We start from the raw sequence: 24,811 nt of genomic DNA on the forward strand, positions 1-24,811 counted from the left end.
TCCTGCAACGCGATGGCGAGAAGGCCGGACGTGACCTGCTCGCCGGAGGCGACGACCACGTCGTATTCCTTCGAATCGTAGAGGGCGGAGGCGTCCTTGACCCAGCCGACGAGCTCGTTGGTCTTGCCCGCCATGGCGGACACGACCACGGCTACGTCGTAGCCGGCCTCGACCTCGCGTTTGACATGCCGCGCCACGTTGCGGATGCGCTCTACGGTGGCGACGGAGGTTCCGCCGAACTTCATGACGAGACGGGGCATGGGCAAGGAAGGCCGTGATGTGAAATTGATGTTTTGCCCCTTCGCGCCGCGAAAAGGCGCGTATACATGACGGCAGGTCCGCGCCCTGTCAACGCGCGATTTCCCTGTCCGGAGGCCATTCTTGCGGAGGATCTCATGACGACCATCGACCCGGCCGAGGTCGCCCGATTCGAAAAGATCGCCGAGACCTGGTGGGATCCGAAGGGCCCCATGAAGGTCCTGCACCGGTTCAATCCCGTGCGCCTGGCCTATGTCCGGGACGAGGCCTGCCGCCGCTTCGGGCGCGATCCGCGCTCGGCCCGGTCGCTCGAGGGGATCACGATCCTCGACGTGGGCTGCGGTGGCGGCGTGCTGTCAGAGCCCCTGGCGCGCCTGGGCGCGCGGGTGACCGGGCTCGATCCGGCGCCCACCAACATCTCGGTCGCCCGGCTCCATGCGGAGCGGGCGGGGGTCCCGGTCGATTACCGCAACGAGACCGTGGAGACCGTGGTGGCCCGGGGGGAGACCTTCGACCTGGTGCTCGCCATGGAGGTGGTGGAGCATGTGGCCGACCGGCAGGCCTTCGTGGAGGCCTGCGTGCGGGCGGTGAAGCCCGGCGGATGCTTGGCCATGGCGACGATCAACCGGACCCTGCGCTCCTTCGCGTCGGCCATTGTGGGGGCCGAATACATCCTCGGCTGGCTGCCGAAGGGCACCCACGAATGGGACAGGTTCGTCACCCCCGACGAGCTGACGGACGCCATCCGCGCGGCGGGCTTTTCCGTCCACGACCTCGCGGGCGTCGCCTACAACCCGCTGCGGGACAGCTGGTCCCTGTCCCGCGACACGGCGGTCAATTATATGCTGCTGGCCGCGAAGGCCTGAGCGGCCGCTCCCGCGGGGCGAGGCGGAGCACCAGATAGCCCGCCAGTCCCGAGAGGGCCGAGCCCATGAGCACGCCGATCTTGGTGGCGTCCCCCAGCTCCGGCTGGTCAGGGAACGCAAGGGCGCCGATGAACAGGCTCATGGTGAAGCCGATGCCACAGAGCAGCGCGACCCCGTAGCACTGGGCCCGGCTCGCGCCCGCGGGCATGTCGGCGAAGCCCAGATGGACGGCCGCATAGGAGAAGGCATAGACGCCCACCTGCTTGCCGACGAAGAGGCCGAGCGCGATGCCCAGCGGCAGCGGGTTCAGGAGGCCGTCGAGGGACAGCCCGGAGAGCGACACCCCCGCATTGGCGAAGCCGAAGATCGGGATGACCGCATAGGCGACCCAGGGCTGCAGGGCATGCTCGAGCCGGTGCAGGGGCGAATCCTCCGCCCTGGTCTTCTTCGGGTTGGCATGGAGCGGGATCGTGAGGGCCAGCGCCACCCCGGCGAGGGTCGCATGGATGCCGGATTTCAGCACGAACACCCACAGCACCGCGCCGATGACGAGATAGGGCAGGAGGGACGTGACGTCGAAGCGGTTGAGGGCGACGAGCACGAGCAGGCACAGGGCCGCCCCGGCGAGCATCGGAAGCGAGAGGCCGCCCGTGTAGAAGAGCGCGATGACGATGATCGCCCCGAAATCGTCGAGAATGGCGAGCGCCGTCAGGAAGATGGTGAGGGATTTCGGCACCCGCGGGCCCAGGATGGCCAGCACGCCCAGGGCGAAGGCGATGTCGGTGGCGGTCGGGATCGCCCAGCCGTGGTGGAGCTGCGGCTCGTTGCGGGTGACCGCGAGATAGACGAGCGCCGGCACGATCATGCCGCCAAGGGCCGCGATCCCCGGCAGGATCCGGCGCGGCCAGGTGGAGAGCTGCCCGTCCAGCATCTCGCGCTTGATCTCGAGCCCCACCAGCAGGAAGAACACCGCCATGAGCGCGTCGTTGATCCAGTGCAGGACGCTCAGGCCCAGCACATAGGTCTTCAGGACGCCGAAATAGGCTCCGGCCAGGGGCGAGTTGGCGGCCGCGAGCGCGATCACCGTGACGCCCATGAGGATCATGCCGCCGGAGGCCTCGCTGTCGAAGAACCGGCGCATCAGCGAGACGCGGCGTTGCGGCCTCGGGTCGGTTTTCGGCTGATCCATGAAGAGCTCCGTGAAGCCTCGACCGGGCGTGAGGCATGATTTGGATAAAGCGCCCCGCCTGGCAAGCGTCCAATGACAAAACCAGGAGCAACTCTGCTCAATCCGGGCGCAGGGTCTCGACGAGATAGTCCAGGAAGGCCCGGACCCGGGCGGGCAGGTGGCCGCCGCCCACATAGACCGCGTGGATGCTTTCCATGTCGCCCGGATTGTAGGCCTCCAGCACCGGCACGAGCCGGCCGGCCTCCACGTCGGGACCGACATGAAGGCCGGACAGACGGCTGATTCCCAGGCCGGTCAGCACGAGAAGCCGCATCGACTCGCCGTCGCTCACCTGGGCGTTGCCGGTGGGCACGACGGCGGTCACGTTGCCCTGCCTGTCCCGGAACGGCCAGCCGTTGCTCTGGCGGGCGAAGCTGAAGCCGAGCAGGTTGTGCCGGGCGAGATCCTCCGGGCTACCCGGCGTACCGTGCCGGTCGAGATAGGCAGGCGCGGCCACCAGCATCATCCGGCTCTCGGCGAGCTTGCGCGCCACGAGCTGCGAGGACTTCAGGGGGCCGACCCGGATGGCGACGTCGGCCCGGTCCTCCAGCAGGTCGACTACCGTGTCGGTGAGCGTCACCTCCACGCTCACCTCGGGGTGCCGGGCGAGAAAGCCCGGCAGAAGGGGGATCAGGCGGTGGGTGCCGAACGGAACGCTCGTGTTCACCCGCAGCCGGCCGCGCGGGGCGGCGCCCGCGGCGGCGCTGCGCTCGGCCTCGTCGAGATCGGCCAGGACCCTTACGGCCCGGTCGTAGAAGGCAGCGCCTTCCGGCGTCAGCTGGAGCTTGCGGGTCGACCGGTTGACGAGACGGGCGCCGAGGCGGCTCTCCAGCCGGGCGACGAGCTTGCTCACCGCCGAGGGCGTCATCCGCAGGGCGCGCGCGGCGGCCGAGAAGCCGCCGAGCTCGACGGCCCGCACGAAGACCTCCATCTCGCCGGAGCGGTTGACGTCCGTCCTGGCCATTGTGACTTCAACTCACAAATTCTGTTCCGGCCGGCAGGCTAGTTCATAAGCGATCACGCGTCCATCTTGCCGCCACCAAGCGGCGCTTGCCGCTCCTCGCAAGGACGTGCTTCTCATGCCTCTCGCTCTTTACGCCCTGACGGCCGGTGCCTTCGGCATCGGGGTCACGGAATTCGTCATCATGGGGCTGCTGCTGCAGGTGAGCGCCGATCTCGGCGTGTCGATCTCGGCCGCGGGCCTGCTCATTTCCGGCTACGCGCTCGGCGTCGTGGTCGGCGCGCCGCTTCTCACCACGGTCACGGGCCGCTGGTCGCGCAAGACGGTGCTTCTCGCCCTCATGGTCGTGTTCACCCTGGGCAATCTCGCCTGCGCGGTCGCGCCGGACTACGCGACCCTCATGGCGGCCCGGGTGCTGACGGCGTTTGCCCACGGCACCTTCTTCGGCGTCGGCTCGGTCGTGGCCACGAGCCTGGTGCCGGCCGACAAGAAGGCCTCGGCCATCGCGGTGATGTTCACCGGCCTCACCGTGGCCAACATCCTGGGCGTCCCGTTCGGCACCTGGCTCGGCCAGGCCTATGGCTGGCGCGCCACCTTCTGGGCCGTGACCCTCGTGGGCGTCTTGGCGGTCGCCGTGATCGCGCTCTTCGTGCCCAAGGATCGCCAGGATACGGCCGAGGGCGGCAGCCTCGCGGACGAACTCAAGGTGCTGGCGCGCCGCCCGGTGCTGCTCGGGCTGCTCACCACGGTGCTCGGCTATGCGGGCGTGTTCGCGGTCTTCACCTATATCGCGCCGATCCTCACGGGGATCACCGGCTTCTCGGAGGAGGCGGTGTCGCCGATCCTGCTCGTCTTCGGCGGCGGCCTGGTGCTCGGCAACCTCCTCGGCGGCAAGCTCGCCGACCGGCGCCTGATGGCGACCTTGCTCGGGTCCCTCGCCCTGCTCGCCGTGGTGCTCGCCGCCATGACTCTCGGCGTTCATGACAAGATCATGGCGGTCGCCTTCGTGGGCCTGCTCGGTGCCGCCGCCTTCGCGACCGTGCCGCCGCTGCAGATGTGGGTCCTGGAGAAGGCGGACGGCGCCGGCCAGAGCCTGGCCTCGAGCCTCAACATCGCGGCCTTCAATCTCGGCAACGCGCTCGGGGCCTGGCTCGGCGGCTTCGTGATCGATCACGGCCTGGGGCTCGGTTCGATCCCCTGGGTGGCGGCCCTGCTGCCCGCCTCCGGCCTCGTCCTGGCCCTGTGGAGCCGCAGGCTCGACCGCACCGACGCCTCGCCGGTGCTGGAGCCTGTGAAATCTCCTGTCTGATAGCGCCTATCAGCCCGATACCATTTCAGCACTGGCCTTCCGGCGTCGCGTCCGGGAGGCCAGGATCGTTTCGAGGCTGACGGGGCGATAGTCGAAGGCATCCACGCCCACGTCGAACTGGCGGGTCTGCGGCTTCAGCTTGCCGTGCGAGTGGCCGTGCAGGTCGATCCAGCCGCGGCCCATGTTCTTCCAGGTGCGGAACGCGTAGTGGCATAGGACGAGCGCGTGGCCGTCGAGCATGAGCTCCGCATAGGCCTGAACGCTGTCCCAGCCGCTGGCAGCAAGGGTTGTCGGCCCGTCGTTGTTGCCGGTGATCAGATGCTTGCGGCCGTTGAGGAGTCCCAGCAGTTCCTCGATCCGCTCCGGGCGCACATGGAGGGCGAAATCACCCAGGTGCCAGATCTCGTCCTCGGTCGAGACGACCTCGTTCCAGTTGGCGACCAGAGCGGCATCGTGCTCGGGGATGGTCCTGAACGGCCGCTTGTCGATTCGCAGCACCCGGGGATCACCGAAATGGGTGTCGCTGGTGAAGAAAGTCGCCAAGAGAAGCTCATCCTCATCGTCGTTTCCGATGAGGCGTAATCCCGCAGCGCAGCAGCTAGTTCCGATCGTCCGGGACGACGGGCAGCGGCAGCACGTCGATGCCTTCCTCCAACAGCGCCTTGGCTTCGGCGAGATCCGCCTCGCCGTAGATCGAGCGCTCTTCCGTCTCGCCGTAATGCATCTTGCGGGCTTCCTCGACGAAACCTTTGCCGACATCCTCGGCGTTCTTCATGACGTGCTCGCGCAGGGCCCGCAGGGCCGCGCGCAGCTCCCGCTCCCGCTCGGAGAGGACCGTGACCGGCTGGGTGTCCGGCGCGGCAACCTTCGGGGCCCTGTCCGTGCGCGCGACCGACGGCGCCATGATCTGCTTCTCGACCTTGGCCGAGTTGCAGAACGGACAGGTCACGAAGCCGCGCTTGCGCTGCGTCTCGAACGCGTCGCTCGACGGAAACCAGCTCTCGAACTCATGGGCCTGCTCGCAGGCCAGGGCATACTTGATCATCTCTCGGTGAGACTTAAGGATTCAGACCTGGAATGAGAAGGGGATCAGGCGATGGCCGCCTGGTCCGTCTCGATGGCGGGAACGACCTCGACCCTGAACGGCCGCGCGTTCTTGAGGGTTGGGATCCGGCCGCGCACCTCCGCCACGAGAGCGGTGTCGATCTCGGCCAGGAACACGCCGGGCTCCGTGCCGCCGTCCGCCAGCACCCGTCCCCAGGGGTCGATGATGACCGAATGGCCGAAGGTCTCGCGCCCGTCCTCGTGAAGGCCGCCCTGAGCGGCCGAGATCATGAAGGAGCCGGTCTCGATGGCCCTGGCCCGGTGCAGCACGTGCCAATGGGCCTCCCCGGTCTGCCGGGTGAACGCGGCCGGCGCGGAGAGGAACGAGGCGCCGTTCTCGGCCAGCGCCTTGTAGAGGGCGGCGAAGCGCACGTCATAGCAGATGGTCATGCCGAGATAGCCCCAGGGCGTCTCGGCGGCCACGGCCGAGGAGCCGCCCGTATAGGTGGCCGATTCGCGCCAGCTCTCGCCGTTGGGCAGGTCCACGTCGTAGAGGTGGATCTTGTCGTAGGAGGCGATGACCTCGCCGTCCTGGCCGATGAGGAACGCGCGGTTGGCGACCTTGTCGCCCTCCTTGACCGCGATGGAGCCGATCTGGACCACGATGTTCCGCTCCCGCGCCACCTCGCGCAGGGCGGCGAGCACCGGGTCCTGAGCCTCGGGCCCGACCTTGTCGAACAGCTCCGCCCGATCCCGGCACACCAGGGAGGTCATTTCCGGGGTCTGGGCGAAATGCGCCCCCTGGGAGGCCGCCTCGCGCACCAGCGCGACCGCGTCGTCGCGGTTCTTGAGGACGTCGCGCCCGGAGCGCATCTGGACGCAGGCGGCGGTGAAGCGGGTCGAGGTCATGAATTCTGGTCTCCGTCAGGCCTGCAATAAAGGCTCAAGCTGGCCCCTGTCATCAAGAGCATACAGGTCATCGCAGCCGCCGACATGCCTCTCGCCGATGAAAATCTGCGGGACCGTGGAGCGCCCGCTGGCCCGCTGGATCATCTCGGCCCGGGCTTCCGGCTTCTTCTCGATGTCGATCTCGGTGAAGGCGACGCCCTTCTCGCCGAGAAGCTTCTTGGCCGCCGAGCAATAGGGGCACCAGCTCTTCGTGTAGATCGTGATGGATGGCATGACAGAGAGTTCTCCTTCGATGGCGAGGATATAGGGAGCGTTGCGCTTAGATCACAACTCCTGGACAACTCGGGCAAAGGCCAGAATATCCACGCAGGCCGCGCCGCCGCGCAGGAGCGCCCGGGATGCGGCGTTGGCCGTGGCCCCGGAGGTCAGCACGTCGTCGACGAGGAGCACGCGCCTGCCCTTCAGCCTGGCCTTCGCCTCGGCGGGCACGCGGAAGGCACCCTGGAGGTTGTCCTGACGCTGCGCCTTGGTGAGCCCGACCTGGCGGCGGGTGTGCTTGACGCGGGCGAGCAGCAACGGGTCGCACGGTATGTCGCACTGCGCCGAGACGGCCCCGGCCAGGGCCATCGCCTGATTGAACCGCCGCCGCCACAGCCGCCAGCGATGCAGCGGCACGGGAACGATCACATCGGCCTCCCGCAGCAGCTCGGCGCCGGCCCGGGCCATCATGCCGCCCAAGGCGCGGGCGAGTTCCAGGCGGTCGTCGTATTTGAGCCGGTGCACGAGCAGGCTCGCCGCGCCGTCGTATTCCGCCACCGCGCGGGCGCGCCGGAACACCGGCGGATCGGCCATGGCGGCCGGTGAGAGCCGTGGCCCGCCGAGATCCACCGCGAACGGCGTCCCCAGCCGCTCGCAGAAGGGCCGCTCGATGAAGCGGATCTGCGACCAGCAGCCGGCGCAAAGGGCGTGAGGTTCGCCGGTGGCGGCCTGGCAGGCGATGCAGGTCGGCGGATAGAGGAGGCCGAGGGCCGAATGCCATGCCGCGCGCGCGCGCGCCCGGAAGCGGGCGCTCAGCGGCATCGGCCGGATGTCGGCTGGGGCGTTCATGGGACAAGCTTAGCCGATGGGCCGGCTCCTGGCACCCGGCGCGGGCGGACAAAATAGTCCTTGGTTCCTGGCCGCGCCCGCGCCATATCCAGCGCCTCATGAGCACGCCTCTCGTTTTCGATCGCTCCCTTGTCCGCCGCCGTCTGGCCCGTGCGCTGCGCCAGGGGTATGTCGACTTCCTTCTGGTCCGCGCCGTCGAGGACTTGGAAGAGCGCCTCTCCACGGTGCTGCGGACCTTCTCCCTCGCGCTCGACGTGGGAACGCCGACGCCTGCCGCCGCCGAGGTCCTGCGCCGGAGCGGTCGCGCCGAGACGGTGGTCCGCCTGTCGTCGGTAGCGGAGGAGGGCGGCATTCTCGGGGACGAGGAGCGCCTTCCGTTCTCGGGCGAGCGCTTCGACCTCGCCGTATCGCTTCTGGCCCTGCAGGGCGTCAACGATCTGCCCGGCACGCTCATCCAGATCCGCCGGGCGCTGAAACCCGACGGCCTGTTCATCGGCGCGCTTCTCGGGGGCTCCACCCTGACCGAACTGCGCCAGTCCCTGACCCAGGCCGAAGCCGAGATCGAGGGCGGCGTCAGTCCGCGGGTGGCGCCCTTCGCCGATTTGCGGGACATCGGCGGTCTGCTGCAGCGGGCGGGTTTTGCCCTGCCGGTGACCGATTCGGACGTGGTCCGGGTGCGCTACGCCAGCGCTTTCGCGCTCATGCAGGACCTGCGCCGGATGGGGTTGACCAACGCCCTGCATGACCGGCGCAGGGTCCCCCTGCGGCGCGCGACCCTGATGCGGACGGCGGAGATCTACGCGGAGCGGTTCGGGGATGCGGACGGCCGCATTCCGGCGACCTTCGAGATCGTCTGGCTCTCCGGCTGGGCGCCGCATGAAAGCCAGCAGAAGCCCCTCCGCCCCGGCTCCGCCAAGGTCCGGCTGGCCGATGCCCTCGGCGTGAAGGAAGGAGCACCCGCGCGTCCGGTCGACAAGAAGTGATTCTCATCCCGCCTTGGGCCGCAACCCGGTTGCCCTATCTTCATCGTTGAGAAGACCTCTCTGGAAAGCCATGGACCCATGAAAGAGCCCGGACCGGATCATCCGATCACCATCACGAAGAACCCCCACCGAATCCGGGTCATGCTCGGCGGCTTCATCGTGGCCGAAACCACGCAGGCTCTGACCCTGCAGGAAGCGACCCTGCCGCCGGTCCAGTACATCCCCCGCGGGGACGTCCACATGGATCTCCTCGACCCCACCGAGCACAGGACCCATTGCCCCTACAAGGGCGACGCGTCGTATTTCACCGTCAACGGCGGCGGACTGGTGCGGGAGAACGCCGCCTGGAGCTATGAAGAGCCGGCTCCCTCGGTCGCGGCCATCAAGGACCATCTCGCCTTCTACCCGGAGAAGATGGACGCCATCGAGGAATTCGAGGATTAGGGTCTTCTCCTAATGGCTGAAGCGCAGGCGGGTTGCTGGCCCGCCGAGGCCGGGGCAATCTCCCGCGCAGAGGCCCCCATCGCGGGAAGATCCATGTCGCCCTTCACCTTCAGCACCGCTCCGTCCCTCATCGTCGGCTCCGGCAGCATCGCCCGGCTGGGCGAGATCACGGCCCAGCGTCTCGGTCCTCGCGTCTTCCTGGTGACCGACGCGGGACTGGTGAAGGCCGGGTTGATCGCGCCCGTTCTCCAGGTGCTGGAGGAGGCCGGCATCGTGGTCGACGTCTTCGACGCGGTCGTTGCCGATCCGCCCGAGGACGTGGTGCTGGCGGCTGTCGCCCAGGCGAAGGCCTTCGAGGCCCGGGCCGTGATCGGCTTCGGCGGCGGCTCCTCCATCGATGTGGCGAAGCTCGTGGCCCTTCTTGCGGCAAGCGACGAGAGACTTCCGGAGATCTACGGGGTCGGCATCGCCAAGGGCCCGCGACTGCCGCTCCTCGCCGTCCCCACCACGGCGGGGACCGGATCGGAGGTCACGCCGATCTCCATCGTGACCACCGGGGCGCATGAGAAGAAGGGCGTGGTCTCGGCCCTCCTCATCCCCGATGTCGCCCTGCTCGATCCGGATCTCACCGTGAACCTGCCGCCGGCCGTGACGGCGGCGACGGGCATCGACGCGATGGTGCACGCCATCGAGGCCTACACGTCGACGAGCCCCAACAACAACCCGCTCTCGCAGGCGCTCGCGAGGGAGGCCCTCTCGCTGCTCGGGCGCAACATCGAACGCGCGGTTCATCACGGCCAGGACATCGAGGCACGCTCGGCCATGCTGCTCGGCTCCATGCTCGCCGGTCAGGCCTTCGCCAACTCGCCCGTCGCGGCCGTCCATGCGCTCGCCTATCCCATCGGCGGGCATTTCGGCGTGCCGCACGGGCTCTCGAACGCCCTCGTGCTGCCGCACGTGCTGCGCTTCAACGCCTCCGCCTGCGAGACCGCCTATGCGGAACTCGCGCCTCATGCGTTTCCCGACCTCGAGGGACGGGCCACCGGATCGGCCTTCGTCGAGGGGCTCGCTGCCCTGTGTGCGAGGGTCGGGCTGCCGCCACGCCTGCGCGACGTGGGCATTCCCCGCGAGGCCCTGCCGATGATGGCCGACGACGCCATGAAGCAGACGCGGCTTCTCGTGAACAATCCCCGGCCGGTCGCCCTTGAGGATGCCCGCGCGATCTACGAAGCGGCCTGGTGACGAACCCTATGGCAGACCGTCCGACGCGCCCCGACCGCTCCGCCTTCCGGCTGTTTCGCCCCGTCGCGACCCGCTGGATGGACAACGATGCCTACGGGCATGTGAACAACGTCCACTACTACTCGTATTTCGACAGCGCCGTGAACGCGTGGCTGATCGAGAAGGGCCTGCTCGCCATCGCCGCGAGCCCGGTCATCGGCCTGGTGGTGGAATCGGGCTGCACCTATTTCGAGAGCGTCGCCTTTCCCGACCAGCTGGAGGCCGGCATCGCGGTCGCGCATCTCGGGCGCTCCTCGGTGCGCTACCGGATCGGGATCTTCAAGACGGGCGCCGATCAGGCCGCCGCCCAAGGCCATTTCGTCCATGTCTATGTGGACCGGGCCACCCAGCGGCCGGTGGAGATCCCGCACGGGACCCGCGCGGCGCTCAGCGCGCTCGCCTGAGCCGCCCGGTGAAGGAGACCAGCGCGACGCCGGCCAGCACCACGGCGCCACCGGTGAGTTCACGCGGGCCGATGCTCTCGTTGAGGAACAGCACGGCCATGACGGTGGTCCAGAACGGCCCGAGATAGCCCACCATCGAGGCGCGGGTCGGACCCGTGCGGCGGATCAGGTGCATGAAGAGCAGGATCGGCAGGGCCGTGGACAGGGCGCCGAGGGCGATGAGCGGCCCCCAATGGGCCGGCACGGCCGCGAAGGCCGAGGGGCCCACGAAGGCAAGGGCGAGAACCGTCGCGGCAAAGCCGGAACAGATCTGCTGACCCAGCGCCATCCTGGCCGGCTCCGCCTGCCGGACGCTGCGAACATAGATGTTCGCCGTCGCATAGCTGCAGGCGACCGCCACCATGACCAGCACGCCGATGGCGTCGATCCCGCTGTCTGGCAGGGCGGCGGGGCCGATCAGGATGCCCATGCCGAGGAAGCCGACGAGAACGCCCATGAGTCGCTGTCGTGTCAGTCGCTCGTCGGCGAACAGCCAGTGGGACATCAGAGCGACGATCAGCGGCGACGAGGCTTGGATCATGGCCGCGGGGGCGGTGGGGATCCGCGTCAGGGCATAGGCCACGAGCACGTTCGGCAGCCAGCCGTTCAACGTCCCGAGCACGGCCCAGATGCGCCATTCATGGCGCCGCGGCAGGATGCCCTTGCCCTGAAGGATGAACCACAGGGCCAGGGTCGCGGCGCCGATCAGGCCCCGCATGGCGGCGAGCACGAAGGGGTTCAGGTTCCCGCTCAGCTTCACGAGCACGAGCGCGCTGCCCCACAGAAACGAGCAGACCAGCAGGTTGGAGATTACGAAGGCGGCCGTGGGCGCCGGCGCCGCTGGAACCGCTTCGGCTGCTTGCTGAGACGACATGGAGGGACTTCAGGGCCCGAGAAGGTCGACGAGGAACGGGATCAGCGGCTCGTCGGCGGGCGGCATGGGATAGCCGCGCAGCTCCTGCGCCCTGACCCATTTCAGCCCCTGTCCCTCCAGCGGCTGCACGAAGCCCTCCCAGCGGCGGCAGACATAGAGCGGCATGAGGAGGTGGAAGGTCTCGTAGGGGTGGCTCGCGAAGGTCAGCGGCGCGAGGCAGGGCTCCTTGACCGTGATGCCGAGCTCCTCGCGCAGCTCGCGGATCAGGGTCTCCTCCGGGCGCTCGCCGGGTTCCACCTTGCCGCCGGGAAACTCCCACAGCCCGGCGAGCTGCTTGCCCTCGGGCCGCTGCGCCAGAAGGATGCGGTTGTCCGTGTCGATCAGGGCGACCGCGACGACGAGGGTGAGCTTGAGAGGGGGCAAAGGTGATCGGCCGATGGTTGGGGTGCAACAAGGCCGCTCTCATAACCCGCTTCCCGTCCGAAGCGAACCGATTTCGCGGGACTCGACAACCAAAACGTAATCATATTACGCTATCGAGGCGGTTCGTGCTTTCCTTGACAGGAGTTCTCGTGATCCGGTCCATCGTCGGCGCAACGGCCGTTGCCGTCGCCTGCCATCTTGGAGCAGCGCCTGCATTCGCGCAGGACTGCTCGGGTCCCCCCGTCTCCTTCAACGGTGAAATGGTCGAGGTCGAAGGCGAGCTGACCGTGAAGGCCGGCAAAGGCTGCGTATTCACCATCAACGGAATTCCGGGCGCCCTGAGGGAGACCGTCATCTCCCAGAAGCCCAAGATCGGCCAGGCAGGCGTCGATGGTCTCAAGCCCTATTACATGGCCAAGCCCGGTTACCAGGGGGCGGACGAGTTCGCCTATACGTTCATCGGCATGAGCCAATATGGCGGTCCGATGCGCATCACCGTCAAGCGCAAGGTCACCGTGGTTCCCTGATCCCGATCAGCTCCGGTAGTCGCCGTTGATCTCCACATAGGCCTTGGTGAGGTCGCAGGTCCAGGCTGTGGCCTCGCCGCGTCCGAGGCCCAGATCGACCCGGATCGTGATCTCGTCGCCTTTCATGTAGGCGGTGGTCTTGGCCTCGTTGTATTCCGGATCGCGGGCGCCCTTGACGGCCACCCGGATGTCGCCGAACCAGATCGCCAGCTTGTCGCGCTCGGCCGGTTCGCCGGCCTTCCCGACCGCCATCACCACCCGGCCCCAATTGGCGTCCTCGCCGGCGACCGCCGTCTTCACCAGCGGCGAGTTGGCGATCGCCATGGCGATCCGCTTGGCCGAGGTGGCGCCCGTGGCGCCGGTCACCTTCACGGTCACGAACTTGCGCGCGCCCTCGCCGTCGCGGGCGACCTGCTGGGCAAGGTCGCACAATAGGCCTTCGAGCGCGCTGCGGAACTCCTTGAGGCGCCGGTCGCTCGGCAGGGAGATCGCGGGGGCTCCCTTCGCGGCGGCCGTTCCCGTGGCGAAGAAGAGCAGCGTGTCGGACGTGGAGGTGTCGCTGTCCACCGTCACGCAGTTGAAGCTCTTGTCGGCGCCCTTCTTCAGGAGCGTCTGCAGCACCGGGGCGGCGATGGGCGCGTCCGTGAAGATGAAGGACAGCATGGTGGCCATGTCGGGGGCGATCATGCCGGCGCCCTTGGCGATGCCGTTGATCGTCACCTCGACGCCGCCGATGGTGGCCGTGCGGGTCGCCACTTTCGGGAAGGTGTCCGTGGTCATGATGGCCTTGGCGGCATCGAGCCAGGCGGTGGGCTTCGCCTTCTTCTCGCAGGCCGTGAGCACGCTCTCGAACTTCGTCGCGTCGAGCGGCTCGCCGATCACGCCCGTGGAGGCGATGAAAACCTGCGAGGCGCGGCAGCCCGCGGCCTCGGCGGCGATGTCGGCCGTGAGCTTGACCGCTTCCGCGCCCTTCTTGCCCGTGAAGGCATTGGCGTTGCCCGAGTTCACCACCAGCGCCCGGGCCGTGCCCTTGCCGAGATTCCTGCGGCACCAGTCCACCGGGGCCGACGGGCATTTGGAACGGGTGAAGACGCCCGCCACGCTCGTGTCCTTGGGCAGGGTCACGTAAAGAACGTCGGTGCGGTTCTTGTATCGGATCCCGGCCTCCGCCGTTGCGATCCGGACGCCGTCGATGGCGGGAAGCGTCGGAAACGACCTGGGGGCGAGCGGAGACACGGACTTGGACATGCAATGGGTCTCGGGGTGAGCGGATGGAATACCGTTTAGGAAAGGGGACCTGTGGTTTTTTAAGGCTTTTTGTCAAGTCAAAGGTGCCGGGACGCAGCCGTCGGGATCACGGAACGCAGCCGGTGTGTCCCCGTTGACCCGGTCTGCAAGCGATGGAGGCTTTCATGACGGGCAAACACCCCAAGACCAAACCTCAGGAGCGCCCGCGCAGCGACCTGGACGTCGATCCCGGCATCGGCCGGTCGAAGGGCACCACCATGTCCGGCGAGGATCCGCGCGATCTCGATGGCGGCTCGACCTTCCAGGGCGATGTGGAGAACCAGACCACCCGGGAGGGGGGCGTCGATCCGAACCGGATGGGCCGGACGAACAAGTAGACGGCTGACGCGCGACATGAAAAGGGCGGCCCTGAAGGCCGCCCTTTTGAACGGGAGAAGCCGAGCTTACTGCTGCTTCTGCTCGACGAGGTTGCCCTTGTCGTCCAGGCGCTCGATCTTGGCGTTCTTGCGCAGGCCCATGATCAGGTCCTGCTGCGCCTTGCGGGCCAGGTAGGTCTCGACCTGATCCTTGGTCTCCTCGAAGGTCGGCGCCGGCTTGGTGCGCTTCTCCTCGACCTTGATCACGTGCCAGCCGAACTGGCTCTTCACCGGATCGGAGATCTGGCCGGGCTCGAGCTTGAAGGCGGCCTCGGCGAAGGGCTCGACCATGCGGTCCTTGGTAAAGAAGCCGAGATCGCCGCCATCGGTCTTGGAGCCGGGATCCTTCGAGACTTCGCCGGCCACCTTGGCGAAATCCTCGCCGCCCTTCACGCGCACCGCGATCTTCTTGGCCTCGTCCTCGTTCTCGACCAGGATGTGGCGGGCCCGGACCTCCTGCTCGGCCGGGACGCTCTTGACCGTCTCGTCGTAGAGCTTGCGGGCGGCTTCCGGAGTGACGGCCTTCTTGGCCTCCTGGTCGAGATACTCGTCGAGCAGGGTCTTGTCGCGGTTATAGGCGAGCTTGCGGGCGAATTCGGTGCCGCCGCCGACCTTGGCGGCCTCGGCCGCCTTGGCGCCGAGCTTCAGGTCGATCATGTAGCCGGTCAGGAGATCGCGCTTCTGGGCTTCCGGAACGTTCGGCATCTGCAGGGCCGGATCCTCGGCCGCCAGGGCGAGATCCCCTTCCGTGATGTCCACGCCGTTGACGCGGGCGATGACCTTGGACGCCTCCACGGCCGGCACGGCGGCCGGGGAGGTGGCGGGCGCGGGAGGGGTCTGGGCGAGGGCGGCCCCGGCCAGGAACGGCAGGGCGACCCCGAGGGTCAGGAGGCTCTTCCGAACGTTGAGTGAGCGAGACATGTGGTTTCCTCTGGTGAGCGTGATCGCCCACGGACAGCGACGATCAGATGGCTGAATGTGTTTACGTTTGCAAGAGATGGCATATTTATGTCACTGCATCGCCGCTCGCGGGGTCTTGAACGGGTCCGGGCCGGTTCGGGGATGCCTTGGGGCTGCGCCACTAAAGGCGCAGTCTTTAAGATGCGCTCCGGCGTAATTAGGTCTATAAGGCGGCGCAAACGCCCCTTTCTCCTGCATTCTGGAATTTCGAAGGCTCTCGATGTTCGGTTCTCTCGCGAAGAAAATCTTCGGCTCGGTCAATGATCGCCGTCTGAAGTCCTACCGGCCGAAGGTAGCGGCCATCAACGCGATGGAGGCCGAGCTGGAGGCCCTGTCCGACGAGCAGCTCCGTGCCCGCACCGAGGACTTCAAGGCCCAGCTCGCCGCCGGCAAGACCCTGGACGACATCCTGGTCCCGGCCTTCGCGACCGTCCGCGAGGCGGCCAAGCGCACCCTGGGCCAGCGCCACTTCGACGTTCAGCTCATCGGCGGCATGGTGCTCCACGAGGGCTCGATCGCCGAGATGCGCACCGGCGAGGGCAAGACCCTGGTGGCGACCCTGCCGGTCTACCTCAACGCGCTCGCCGGCAAGGGCGTCCATGTGGTGACGGTCAACGACTACCTCGCCCGGCGCGACTCCGAGTGGATGGGCCAGATCTACCGGTTCCTGGGGCTCTCCGTCGGCGTGATCGTCCACGGGCTCGACGATGCGGAGCGCGCGGAGGCCTATGCGGCCGACATCACCTACGGGACCAACAACGAATACGGCTTCGACTATCTGCGCGACAACATGAAGTACGAGATGGCGCAGATGGTCCAGCGGGGCCACAACTTCGCCATCGTGGACGAGGTCGACTCGATCCTCATCGACGAGGCCCGTACCCCCCTCATCATCTCCGGGCCGCTCGACGACCGCTCCGATCTCTACAACGCCATCGACAAGGTCATCCCGCGCCTCGCCAAGAGCGAATACGAGCTCGACGAGAAGCAGCGCTCCGTGGCCCTGACCGAGGCCGGCACCGAGAAGATCGAGGAGCTCCTGCGCGCCGAGGGCCTGCTCAAGGAGGGCGACCTCTACGACGCCCAGAACGCCACCCTGGTCCACCACATGAACCAGGCGCTGCGCGCCCACACCCTGTTCCAGCGCGACAAGGACTACATCGTCCGCAACGGCGAGGTGGTGATCATCGACGAGTTCACCGGCCGCATGATGCCGGGCCGCCGCTACTCGGAAGGCCTCCACCAGGCGCTCGAGGCCAAGGAGCACGTCCAGGTCCAGCCCGAGAACCAGACCCTGGCCTCCATCACGTTCCAGAACTACTTCCGCCTCTACGACAAGCTCGGCGGCATGACCGGCACGGCCGCAACGGAAGCCGACGAGTTCCTGGAGATCTACAACCTCGAGGTGGTCGAGATCCCGACCAACCGTCCGGTCTCCCGCCTGGACGACGACGACGAGGTCTACCGGACCATGGAGGAGCGCTACCAGGCGGTCATCCGCGACATCGAGGAGTCCTCCGCCAAAGGCCAGCCGATCCTGGTCGGCACCACGTCGATCGAAAAGTCCGAGCATCTGGCCGAGATGCTGATCAAGGACGGCTATACCCTCATCGACTTCGAGAACCCGCAGGCCCTCGAACCGCTCTATCGCGATGCGCGAGCCGGCCGCGGCACCAAGCATTTCGCCGTGCTGAACGCCCGCTTCCACGAGCAGGAAGCCTTCATCGTCGCCCAGGCCGGCGTGCCGGGCGCGATCACGATCGCCACCAACATGGCCGGCCGCGGCACCGACATCCAGCTCGGCGGTAACGCCAAGATGCGGATCGAGCGCGAGCTTGCCGGCGTCGAGGGCGAGGAGCGGGCCCGCCGCGAGAAGGAGATCCTGGACGAGGTGGCGGCCTTCAAGGAGAAGGCTCTCGCGGCCGGTGGCCTCTACGTGCTCGGCACCGAGCGCCACGAATCCCGCCGCATCGACAACCAGCTGCGCGGCCGGTCCGGCCGTCAGGGCGATCCGGGCCGCTCCAAGTTCTACCTGTCGCTCCAGGACGACCTGATGCGCATCTTCGGCTCCGACCGCATGGACGGCATGCTGCAGAAGCTCGGCCTGAAGGAAGGCGAGGCCATCATCCACCCGTGGATCAACAAGGCGATCGAGCGCGCCCAGGCGAAGGTCGAGGCCCGCAACTTCGACATCCGCAAGAACATCCTGAAATACGACAACGTCATGAACGACCAGCGCAAGGTCGTCTTCGAGCAGCGCAAGGAGTTCATGGCGGAAGAGAGCGTGCGCGAGACCATCGACGACATGCGCCACGGGGTCATCGAGGACATCGTCTCCCGGGCCATCCCGGAAAACGCCTATGCGGAGCAATGGGACGTCGAGGGCCTGAAGCAGAACGTGGCCAACTTCCTCAATCTCGATCTGCCGGTCGAGGAATGGGCGAAGGAGGAGGGCATCGCCGACGACGAAATCCGCGAGCGCATCACCAAGGCGGCCGACGAGGCCTATGCCCAGCGCATCGAGGCGAATACGTCCGAGGTCATGAACTACGTGGAGAAGCAGGTCCTTCTCCAGAGCCTGGACCACCTCTGGCGCGAGCACCTGGTGACCCTCGACCACCTGCGTCAGGTCATCGGCTGGCGTGGCCTGGCCCAGCGCGATCCGCTGAACGAATACAAGTCCGAGGCCTTCGAGCTGTTCAACTCCCTGATCGGCCACCTGCGCGAGCAGGTGACGGGCCAGCTCATGCGCATCCAGGTGGTGTTCCAGCAGCCGGAGCCGCAGAGCCTGCCGCCCATGTTCGCCCAGCATCTCGATCCGGCCACCGGCGAGAACGAGTTCGATCTCGCCCAGGGCAACGGGCTTGCCGCCGCCCCGGCACTCGGCTTCGCGGCCACGGCCGCCGGAACGGATCCGGCTCCGTCCCGCGATCCCAACGATCCCTCCACCTGGGGTCGGGTGAGCCGGAACGAGCCCTGCCCCTGCGGTTCGGGCAAGAAGTTCAAGCATTGCCATGGCCAGTTCGTGGCCTGAGACCCTGGACTCTCGAGCATCGAAAGCCCGGCCATCGTGCCGGGCTTTTTGCTGCGCCGGGGTCCAACGCATCGTGCGAAAAAGTGGACCCGGTTTTTCGCGCCGAACGGTGCGCCGGCCAAGAGGGGAGCATCGGACAATCGGGATCACCGGGACGAGCCCGGTGATGACGTGGAGGGAGGTGTGAGGCGGTGCGAACACCCTCCCCACGTCATGGCACCCTCCGCCCTTCCTGCTACCCTCCCCACGTCATGGCCGGCCCTGTGCCGGCCATCCCGATCCGGTGAGGCTCGGCGGTTCAGACGATCGGGATCACCGGGACAGGCCCGGTGATGACGTGGTGTATGTGTGAGGCGGTGCGATCAAGACAGGGTCCCGGACGATGCGCCCTTGAGGCGGGAGCATCGGAATCGATCCCAAAAGTGGGTCCACTTTTCGCTGACGCGGCCCTCTGGGTCACGTCCGATGCTCTCGGGCGCCGCCGCGATACCTCCGTTGCGCCAGGGGATCTCCGAAGCCGGAAGGGGTAAGATACGGTCAGCCAAGGTTTCGCAGCTCTGGGCGGCGTCCGGCCGGATTGAAGCGGCGTGACGGCCCCTGAGAGAAGGAAAGGAGAGGGCCATGTCTCACATCGGAAGCTGTTTCTGCGGCGCTGTCCAAGTGGAGGTCAGCGGATCCCCGGAGGCCATGGGTTATTGTCATTGCCAGTCCTGCCGTTCCTGGTCCGGGGGGCCGGTGAACGCGTTCAGCCTGTGGAAGCCCGAGGCCGTGCGGGTCACGTCCGGCGCCGAGCATCTCGCGACCTTCCAGAAGACCAAGTTCAGCCAGCGGCAGTACTGCTCCAAATGCGGCGGGCACCTGATGAACAACCATCCGACGCTCGGCCTCGTCGACGTGTTCGCCGCGACCATTCCCACCCTCAATTTCATCCCGGCCGTTCACTTCAACTATGCCGAGACGGTGCTGCCCATGCGGGACGGCTTGCCGAAGCTGAAGGATTTTCCGGCCGAGGCGGGGGGATCCGGCGAGATGATGGCCGAATGATCCTCGGAGCACCCTTCGCTGCGGACCCTCGGGACAGGCCCCTACGACAGGTCAGAGGCCGGCCCGCGGCACCTCTCTACAGTTCCTGACCCGTCACCGCCGCCGGCGCGTACGGTTCAGGGACATCGTCCCACAGGCTTTCGCTGGTATCGCAGTCGGCCTTCGGCACAATGCCCGCGGGCTCGAGCGATGGGGCGGCGTCGGACGGGGCGGCGATCTCGGTGACGATCTTGGTTCGGGTCTCGGTCAGGAACTGCCTGCGCTCCCGGATCGGGATCATGAACGCATTCGGGCCGCCGACCACGCAGTCGCGGTAATAGGCGTCCAGGGTCACGTCCTCCCGACGGTCGGGGCGCCTGAGCAGGATGGGAAGGCCGTTGATCGTCACCCCCCGGGCCACCGCCCTGTCCCGCGCCTCGGTGACCAGGGGCCCCTGGTTGTTCGCGCCGTCGCCCGAGATGTCGATGACGCGCCGCGCGGACCGGAAGGATGCGGAGGAGAAGAGATTCAGGCTGAAGTCGATGGCTTCCGCGATGGACGTCCCGGCTCCCCGGCGGATCGGCGCCCGGGCGAGCCGATCGGCGAAGGCGAGGCTGTCCTTCGCGTCGTCCAGAACGGTCCAGGGGACAACCACATGCTGGACATGCGGATGGGCCCCGGCCCATTCCACGTAGGCGACCGCGATGCGTCCCAGCACACCCCCACGGATGGCCTGATGCACCGACGGCGAGCGGAAGGCTTCCACATAGCCCTGGCGCTGCAGCTCCTGCTCGTCCGGATCCATGGAGGTGGAGATGTCGACGGCCAGCACGAGGGCGAGATCGACCTCGTCGGGCGGCCGTTGCCAGGCCGGAGCGAGAGTCAGAAGCCCCGCCGCGAGAGCGGGAAGAAGCCATGGAGCCTTGGGATACCGCATCGCGATCTCCCTCGGAAGATCTTCGGTCTCCTCGGATCGTCCGATGTTACGTCAGCTTTCCTTCCGCCGGTAGGCCTCGTGACAGCCGCCGCAGTTCTGGCCGACCCGCTGGATCGCCGCCTGCAGGCTGGTCTGATCGGTCACAGAGGCCTGGACGGCCGTGGCGTCCTGCTGCAGCTTGGCCGCATGGGCGTCGAAATCCGCCTTGCGTTCCCAGATGGCGGGAAGCGCCGCGGTCTTGCCCTGATGGGAGCCTGGCGGGAAAAGGGCTGGAATCTGCTGCGCGTTCTGGGCGATCCGCTGAAGGGCGGCCTGCGCGGCGGCGGCATTGAACGGAGCCTGCCCTCGGGCCATGCCGGTGAGGGTGCGCACCTGTTCCTGGTTGTTCTTCATCAGGTTCTGGCGCTGGGTGATCGGATCGCCTGATTGGGCCAGCACCCCGATCCCGCCCGGGATCACCATGCAGAGTGCGGCCATGACGGTCTTTCGCATGACGGTCAGCCTTTCTCCCCCGTTGCAGGATGTCCTTTTCCACCGGATCAGACCATAGGAAATGAGGGTTAGAGGTCGCTTCCGGCGGGAATGTCCGGGACCCGAACCCCTGACACTTTGCCCGACCGCGAACCCTCGCAGGCCGGCGCGAGCCGTGCCATAAGGCCGCCGCAACCCCTCCAGGCTTTTAGAGACCCATGATTCGCGTCGAGAATGTCAGCAAGCAGAACAGCCACAGGATCCTCTTCATCGAGGCCTCCGGAACCCTTCAGAAGGGGGAAAAGGTCGGCCTGGTGGGACCCAACGGCGCGGGCAAGACGACGCTCTTCCGGATGATCAACAAGGAGGAGCAGCCCGACGAGGGCCAGGTCTCGGTCGATCGCGGCATCACCATCGGGTATTTCAGCCAGGATGTCGGCGAGATGGCGGGCCGCAGCGCCGTGGCCGAGGTCATGGAAGGTGCCGGCCCCGTGAGCGCGGTGGCGGCCGAATTGCGGGAGCTGGAAGCCGCCATGGTGGATCCCGACAAGGCGGACGAGCTCGAGGCCATCATCGAGCGCTACGGCGAGGTGCAGGCGCGCTACGAGGAGCTGGACGGCTACTCTCTCGAGGGCCGGGCGCGCGAGGTCCTGGCCGGCCTGGGCTTCAGCCAGGAGATGATGGATGGCGACGTGGGTGCCCTGTCGGGCGGCTGGAAGATGCGCGTCGCGCTCGGGCGCATTCTGCTGATGCGTCCCGACGTCATGCTCCTCGACGAGCCGAGCAACCACCTGGATCTCGAGAGCCTGATCTGGCTCGAGGAGTTCCTGAAGGGCTACGAGGGCGCCCTGCTCATGACCTCGCACGACCGCGCCTTCATGAACCGCATCGTCAACAAGATCATGGAAATCGACGGCGGCTCGCTCACCACCTATTCCGGAGATTACGAGTTCTACGAGCAGCAGCGCGCGATGAACGAGAAGCAGCAGCAGGCCCAGTTCGAGCGCCAGCAGGCCATGCTCGCCAAGGAGATCAAGTTCATCGAGCGCTTCAAGGCGCGCGCCTCGCATGCCGCCCAGGTGCAGAGCCGGGTCAAGAAGCTGGAGAAGATCGACCGGGTGGAGCCGCCCAAGCGTCGCCAGGCGGTGGCGTTCGATTTCCTGCCCGCGCCGCGTTCGGGCGACGACGTGGTCAGCCTGAAGGGCGTGCACAAGCGCTATGGCAGCCGCAGCATCTACGAGGGGCTGGACTTCGCGGTGCGCCGCAAGGAGCGCTGGTGCGTGATGGGCGTCAACGGCGCCGGCAAGTCGACCCTGCTGAAGCTGGTGACGGGCTCCGCCGCCCCCGACGACGGCACCGTCACGATCGGGGCGAGCGTGAAGATGGGCTATTTCGCCCAGCACGCCATGGAGGTGCTGGAGGGCGACCGGACCGTGTTCGAGTTCCTGGAGGATTCGTTCCCGCAGGCCGGGCAGGGCTCGCTGCGCACGCTGGCCGGCTGCTTCGGCTTCTCCGGGGACGACGCGGAGAAGAAGTGCCGCGTGCTCTCCGGCGGGGAGAAGGCCAGGCTGGTGATGGCCAAGATGCTCTACGACCCGCCGAACTTCCTGGTGCTCGACGAGCCGACCAACCATCTCGACATGGCCACGAAGGAGATGCTGATCGACGCCCTGTCCAAATACGAAGGCACCATGCTGTTCGTCTCGCACGATCGCCACTTCCTGGCCGCCCTGTCCAACCGGGTCCTCGAGCTGACCCCCGAGGGCATCCACCAGTACGGCGGCGGCTATACCGAATACGTGGCGCGCACCGGCCAGGAGGCTCCGGGCCTGCGGCATTGAGCGGCCCATCCCCGAAGGCGACGAGACGCAAGCCCGGCCCCGCGCCGGGCTTTTTGCTGCGCGGGACACCGGTTCCGAATGCGGGAGTGCGACGTCAGCTTGAGGCAAGCATCGTGGTCGATAAGGCAGGGACCACAACAACGATTTTTGAAGAAAGGTCTGTCAAAGGACCTGCTTCGCAACCCTTTCTCATTTCGGGCCGAAACATCATGGCATTGAATACGTCTCTTCCGGTGCTCATCGTCGACGATTACCAGACGATGCTGCGCATCATCCGCAACCTCCTGAAGCAGATCGGCTTCAACGACGTCGATGAAGCCAAGGACGGCTCTGAGGCCCTGGGCAAGCTCAAGGAGAAGAAATACGGGCTCGTGATCTCCGACTGGAACATGGCGCCGATGACCGGCTTCGAGCTGCTCCAGAAGGTCCGCGCCGACGCGGATCTGAATGCGCTTCCGTTCATCATGATCACCGCCGAGGCCAAGACCGAGAACGTCGTGGCGGCCAAGCAGGCCGGCGTCAACAACTACATCGTGAAGCCCTTCAACGCGGAGACTCTGCGCTCGAAGATCGCCGCCGTGCTGGGCGAGTAGCCGCCATGCGTCTTCCGCCACCCGTCTCTTTCGACCCATTGAGTCTGGATCTCCTGGCTCAGTCCCGCGAGAGCATCGCCGCCCGACGGCATGCGGAAGTCATGCGGGGCATGGCGGCCATTCATGCGGCACTCGAGCCGAACAGCGGCGCGTCGAAGGCCCTCCTGGATCAGATCCGGACCGATCTGCGCGAGGCGCTCAGGCTCAAGGAGGAGCTCGACGCCATCACGGAATCGATCCAGCGCACGAAGCGGGAAATCGCAACCCTGCATTCCCGCAGCCCGGGCGGTCAGGTGACCAGCGTCACCGACGAACTGGGAGCCGTCGTGTCCGGCACGGAAGCGGCCACCAACAGCATCCTGGCGGCCGCCGAGGAGATCGACGAGATCACCGGAACGCTCTCCGCGCGCCTGTCCGGCGAGGACGCCGCCATGGCCCATCGGATCTCCGACAGGGTCATCACGATCTTCGAGGCCTGCAACTTCCAGGACATTACCGGACAGCGCATCAGCAAGGTCGTCGGCTCGATGAAGTTCATCGAGGAGCGCGTGACCCAGATGGCGCACATCTGGGGCGGCCTGGAGAGCTTCAACGACGTGGAGGCCTTCAAGATGCCGGAGCGGGAAGGGGACGAGGCTCTGCTGAACGGGCCTGCCCTCGACGGCGATCCGACACGCACGTCCCAGGATGCGATCGACGCCCTGTTCGGGTGATCGGCCCTGCCCGGCGAACAACCCGGGAATCCACCCGAGAGCCCGGCCTTTTGCCGGGCTCTCGGGTGCCCGTCATTGCCGCACCAGGGTGAGATCGGTCGTCGCCCGGAGGGGCCCGTTCTCGCCGATGCGATCCGTCACGACGATCCTGAAGCGATCCGGATCGAGGCTGGCGACGCGCATCTGGGCCGTCGTGTCGCCGTAGAGGGGTCTCGGCCATTCGATCGCCAGATCGAAATCCGTTCCCACCTGCCGGCCCTTGAGTTGGGCGGTCCCGACCCGCGACCCCGTATAGGTGCCGTTGACCTGGCCGGACCGGGGATCCCAGGACAGGCGGGCGCTGACCGATCGCGCGATCAGCAGGTAGGCCCGGCACGTGCCCTGGAGAGCCAGGCTCGAGGCGCCCTGCTGCTGGATCGTGAAGCTGCAGCTGACCTGATGGGAGGACGCGTCCGGCCCCTCCAGGATGGTTCCCGTGCCCCAGAAGGAGCCCGCGTAGCGTTCGACGACCGCCGGGGCGGCGCCCGCGCTGCCGGCTGCGATCCAGAGCGAGAGAACAGCGCCACGGGAAAGCCCTTGAGCGAGGCGATGCATGGATGTCTCCTTTCGGTCAGCGGGGCCGGATCCGCATCAGGCTGCCGATCCGAAATGCTGGAGGGAGATATGGGTCAGGCCCGCAAAGTCGCCGAGTGGCTGGCTCGGCCATGACGGACCCGGCCGGGAGCGGCGTCGTGGCAGGGCGATCAGTCACGGCGATCACTCACGGCGATCACTCGGCGCTGCATGAGGCTCGGCAAGGCAGGCCGACCGGGTTCGGGAGCATGGCAGGACCTCTCCTCGGAAAGCCCGGACGATGCGGAAAAGCTTCCCGCCTAAAGCATCGGACCCAGAAGTGGACTTGCACTTTTGGGATCGATC

At 67.1% G+C, this 24,811-nt stretch carries 28 protein-coding genes; 13 read left to right on the forward strand and 15 right to left on the reverse strand.

Going from position 1 to position 24,811, the window contains the following annotated elements; translation table 11 throughout:
* On the reverse strand, positions 1 to 260 hold a 260-nt coding region (locus NF876_RS30365; protein WP_444939751.1), incomplete at its 3' end, for an amino acid kinase family protein.
* Between the two features lie 135 nt (positions 261 to 395).
* On the opposite strand from NF876_RS30365, the gene ubiG reads away from it, so the two are divergent.
* A complete protein-coding gene (gene ubiG, locus NF876_RS30370) occupies positions 396 to 1,124 on the forward strand; it encodes a bifunctional 2-polyprenyl-6-hydroxyphenol methylase/3-demethylubiquinol 3-O-methyltransferase UbiG (protein WP_262271991.1) in 729 nt (242 codons plus the stop codon).
* On the opposite strand, the gene nhaA is transcribed toward ubiG, so the two are convergent.
* Both nhaA and NF876_RS30380 read right to left on the reverse strand, forming a co-directional pair.
* Positions 1,093 to 2,313, reverse strand: a complete 1,221-nt coding sequence (gene nhaA / locus NF876_RS30375) for a Na+/H+ antiporter NhaA (protein ID WP_262271992.1) — start codon at positions 2,311 to 2,313, stop codon at positions 1,093 to 1,095. The two genes, ubiG and nhaA, sit on opposite strands and share 32 nt — an antisense overlap.
* 97 nt (positions 2,314 to 2,410) lie before the next feature.
* Positions 2,411 to 3,316 (reverse strand): LysR family transcriptional regulator, encoded by a 906-nt coding sequence (locus NF876_RS30380; RefSeq protein WP_262271993.1) that lies wholly within the window; start codon positions 3,314 to 3,316, stop codon positions 2,411 to 2,413.
* A gap of 115 nt (positions 3,317 to 3,431) precedes the next feature.
* Between NF876_RS30380 and NF876_RS30385 the strand changes: the two genes are divergently transcribed.
* Positions 3,432 to 4,622 carry an MFS transporter gene (locus tag NF876_RS30385; protein ID WP_262271994.1) on the forward strand — a complete coding sequence of 397 codons (1,191 nt, stop codon included), beginning with the start codon at positions 3,432 to 3,434 and terminating at the stop codon, positions 4,620 to 4,622.
* Between the two features lie 9 nt (positions 4,623 to 4,631).
* Here the strand turns inward: NF876_RS30385 and NF876_RS30390 are convergent, their stop codons facing one another.
* From NF876_RS30390 to NF876_RS30410, 5 genes are read right to left on the reverse strand one after another with little or no spacing between them, the layout of a single operon-like run.
* The gene (locus tag NF876_RS30390) at positions 4,632 to 5,165 is read right to left on the reverse strand and encodes a metallophosphoesterase family protein (RefSeq protein WP_262271995.1); all 534 of its coding nucleotides are present in this window, start codon (positions 5,163 to 5,165) and stop codon (positions 4,632 to 4,634) included.
* A gap of 55 nt (positions 5,166 to 5,220) precedes the next feature.
* On the reverse strand, positions 5,221 to 5,667 hold the full coding sequence (locus NF876_RS30395) for a DUF1178 family protein (protein WP_262271996.1): 447 nt from the start codon (positions 5,665 to 5,667) through the stop codon (positions 5,221 to 5,223).
* Positions 5,668 to 5,711: 44 nt separating this feature from the next.
* On the reverse strand, positions 5,712 to 6,575 hold the full coding sequence (locus NF876_RS30400; protein WP_262271997.1) for a carbon-nitrogen hydrolase family protein: 864 nt from the start codon (positions 6,573 to 6,575) through the stop codon (positions 5,712 to 5,714).
* A gap of 15 nt (positions 6,576 to 6,590) precedes the next feature.
* Entirely contained in the window at positions 6,591 to 6,848 is a 258-nt protein-coding gene (gene grxC / locus NF876_RS30405; protein WP_262271998.1) for a glutaredoxin 3, read from the reverse strand.
* Positions 6,849 to 6,899: 51 nt separating this feature from the next.
* Positions 6,900 to 7,655 (reverse strand): ComF family protein, encoded by a 756-nt coding sequence (locus tag NF876_RS30410; protein ID WP_262272024.1) that lies wholly within the window; start codon positions 7,653 to 7,655, stop codon positions 6,900 to 6,902.
* Positions 7,656 to 7,780: 125 nt separating this feature from the next.
* Here NF876_RS30410 and NF876_RS30415 point away from each other — a divergent pair, with 125 nt between their 5' ends.
* The 4 genes from NF876_RS30415 (at position 7,781) to NF876_RS30430 (ending at position 10,794) form a co-directional block, all read left to right on the forward strand.
* Positions 7,781 to 8,665, forward strand: a complete 885-nt coding sequence (locus NF876_RS30415; protein WP_262271999.1) for a methyltransferase domain-containing protein — start codon at positions 7,781 to 7,783, stop codon at positions 8,663 to 8,665.
* A 78-nt stretch (positions 8,666 to 8,743) separates the two neighbouring features.
* Positions 8,744 to 9,109 (forward strand): DUF427 domain-containing protein, encoded by a 366-nt coding sequence (locus NF876_RS30420; RefSeq protein WP_262272000.1) that lies wholly within the window; start codon positions 8,744 to 8,746, stop codon positions 9,107 to 9,109.
* Positions 9,110 to 9,202: 93 nt separating this feature from the next.
* Positions 9,203 to 10,351 (forward strand): iron-containing alcohol dehydrogenase, encoded by a 1,149-nt coding sequence (locus NF876_RS30425; protein ID WP_262272001.1) that lies wholly within the window; start codon positions 9,203 to 9,205, stop codon positions 10,349 to 10,351.
* A gap of 8 nt (positions 10,352 to 10,359) precedes the next feature.
* Complete coding sequence (locus NF876_RS30430; protein ID WP_262272002.1) at positions 10,360 to 10,794, forward strand: acyl-CoA thioesterase; 435 nt, start codon at positions 10,360 to 10,362, stop codon at positions 10,792 to 10,794.
* Here NF876_RS30430 and NF876_RS30435 read toward each other — a convergent pair.
* Together NF876_RS30435 and NF876_RS30440 are read right to left on the reverse strand one after the other, a co-directional pair.
* Positions 10,778 to 11,707: a DMT family transporter gene (locus NF876_RS30435; protein ID WP_262272003.1), complete on the reverse strand. Its 930-nt coding sequence runs from the start codon at positions 11,705 to 11,707 to the stop codon at positions 10,778 to 10,780. The genes NF876_RS30430 and NF876_RS30435 overlap by 17 nt on opposite strands.
* A 9-nt stretch (positions 11,708 to 11,716) precedes the next feature.
* Positions 11,717 to 12,130, reverse strand: a complete 414-nt coding sequence (locus NF876_RS30440) for a (deoxy)nucleoside triphosphate pyrophosphohydrolase (protein ID WP_262272004.1) — start codon at positions 12,128 to 12,130, stop codon at positions 11,717 to 11,719.
* A gap of 125 nt (positions 12,131 to 12,255) precedes the next feature.
* On the opposite strand from NF876_RS30440, the gene NF876_RS30445 reads away from it, so the two are divergent.
* Positions 12,256 to 12,657: a hypothetical protein gene (locus tag NF876_RS30445; protein WP_262272005.1), complete on the forward strand. Its 402-nt coding sequence runs from the start codon at positions 12,256 to 12,258 to the stop codon at positions 12,655 to 12,657.
* 6 nt (positions 12,658 to 12,663) lie between these two features.
* On the opposite strand, the gene argJ is transcribed toward NF876_RS30445, so the two are convergent.
* Entirely contained in the window at positions 12,664 to 13,905 is a 1,242-nt protein-coding gene (gene argJ, locus NF876_RS30450; RefSeq protein ID WP_262272006.1) for a bifunctional glutamate N-acetyltransferase/amino-acid acetyltransferase ArgJ, read from the reverse strand.
* A 164-nt stretch (positions 13,906 to 14,069) separates the two neighbouring features.
* Between argJ and NF876_RS30455 the strand changes: the two genes are divergently transcribed.
* The gene (locus NF876_RS30455) at positions 14,070 to 14,282 is read left to right on the forward strand and encodes a hypothetical protein (protein ID WP_262272007.1); all 213 of its coding nucleotides are present in this window, start codon (positions 14,070 to 14,072) and stop codon (positions 14,280 to 14,282) included.
* Between the two features lie 66 nt (positions 14,283 to 14,348).
* Here NF876_RS30455 and NF876_RS30460 read toward each other — a convergent pair whose 3' ends face one another.
* Positions 14,349 to 15,242 (reverse strand): peptidylprolyl isomerase, encoded by an 894-nt coding sequence (locus NF876_RS30460; RefSeq protein ID WP_262272008.1) that lies wholly within the window; start codon positions 15,240 to 15,242, stop codon positions 14,349 to 14,351.
* 259 nt (positions 15,243 to 15,501) lie between these two features.
* Between NF876_RS30460 and secA the strand changes: the two genes are divergently transcribed.
* Together secA and NF876_RS30470 are read left to right on the forward strand one after the other, a co-directional pair.
* Positions 15,502 to 18,315, forward strand: coding sequence for a preprotein translocase subunit SecA (gene secA, locus NF876_RS30465; protein ID WP_262272009.1), 2,814 nt, complete (start codon positions 15,502 to 15,504; stop codon positions 18,313 to 18,315).
* Positions 18,316 to 18,936: 621 nt separating this feature from the next.
* The gene (locus tag NF876_RS30470) at positions 18,937 to 19,359 is read left to right on the forward strand and encodes a GFA family protein (protein ID WP_262272010.1); all 423 of its coding nucleotides are present in this window, start codon (positions 18,937 to 18,939) and stop codon (positions 19,357 to 19,359) included.
* Between the two features lie 76 nt (positions 19,360 to 19,435).
* On the opposite strand, the gene NF876_RS30475 is transcribed toward NF876_RS30470, so the two are convergent.
* The gene (locus NF876_RS30475) at positions 19,436 to 20,275 is read right to left on the reverse strand and encodes a DUF1194 domain-containing protein (RefSeq protein WP_262272011.1); all 840 of its coding nucleotides are present in this window, start codon (positions 20,273 to 20,275) and stop codon (positions 19,436 to 19,438) included.
* Positions 20,276 to 20,326: 51 nt separating this feature from the next.
* Positions 20,327 to 20,767 carry a c-type cytochrome gene (locus NF876_RS30480; RefSeq protein ID WP_262272012.1) on the reverse strand — a complete coding sequence of 147 codons (441 nt, stop codon included), beginning with the start codon at positions 20,765 to 20,767 and terminating at the stop codon, positions 20,327 to 20,329.
* Positions 20,768 to 20,964: 197 nt separating this feature from the next.
* Here NF876_RS30480 and NF876_RS30485 point away from each other — a divergent pair, with 197 nt between their 5' ends.
* The 3 genes from NF876_RS30485 to NF876_RS30495 all read left to right on the forward strand — a co-directional run bounded on the left by NF876_RS30485 (position 20,965) and on the right by NF876_RS30495 (position 23,893).
* On the forward strand, positions 20,965 to 22,587 hold the full coding sequence (locus NF876_RS30485; protein WP_262272013.1) for an ABC-F family ATP-binding cassette domain-containing protein: 1,623 nt from the start codon (positions 20,965 to 20,967) through the stop codon (positions 22,585 to 22,587).
* A gap of 209 nt (positions 22,588 to 22,796) precedes the next feature.
* Entirely contained in the window at positions 22,797 to 23,180 is a 384-nt protein-coding gene (locus tag NF876_RS30490; protein ID WP_173949939.1) for a response regulator, read from the forward strand.
* A 5-nt stretch (positions 23,181 to 23,185) separates the two neighbouring features.
* Positions 23,186 to 23,893, forward strand: coding sequence for a protein phosphatase CheZ (locus NF876_RS30495; protein ID WP_262272014.1), 708 nt, complete (start codon positions 23,186 to 23,188; stop codon positions 23,891 to 23,893).
* 72 nt (positions 23,894 to 23,965) lie between these two features.
* Here NF876_RS30495 and NF876_RS30500 read toward each other — a convergent pair whose 3' ends face one another.
* Positions 23,966 to 24,487 carry a hypothetical protein gene (locus tag NF876_RS30500; protein WP_262272015.1) on the reverse strand — a complete coding sequence of 174 codons (522 nt, stop codon included), beginning with the start codon at positions 24,485 to 24,487 and terminating at the stop codon, positions 23,966 to 23,968.
* Positions 24,488 to 24,811: the final 324 nt, after the last annotated feature.

The organism is Microvirga yunnanensis (assembly GCF_025460875.1).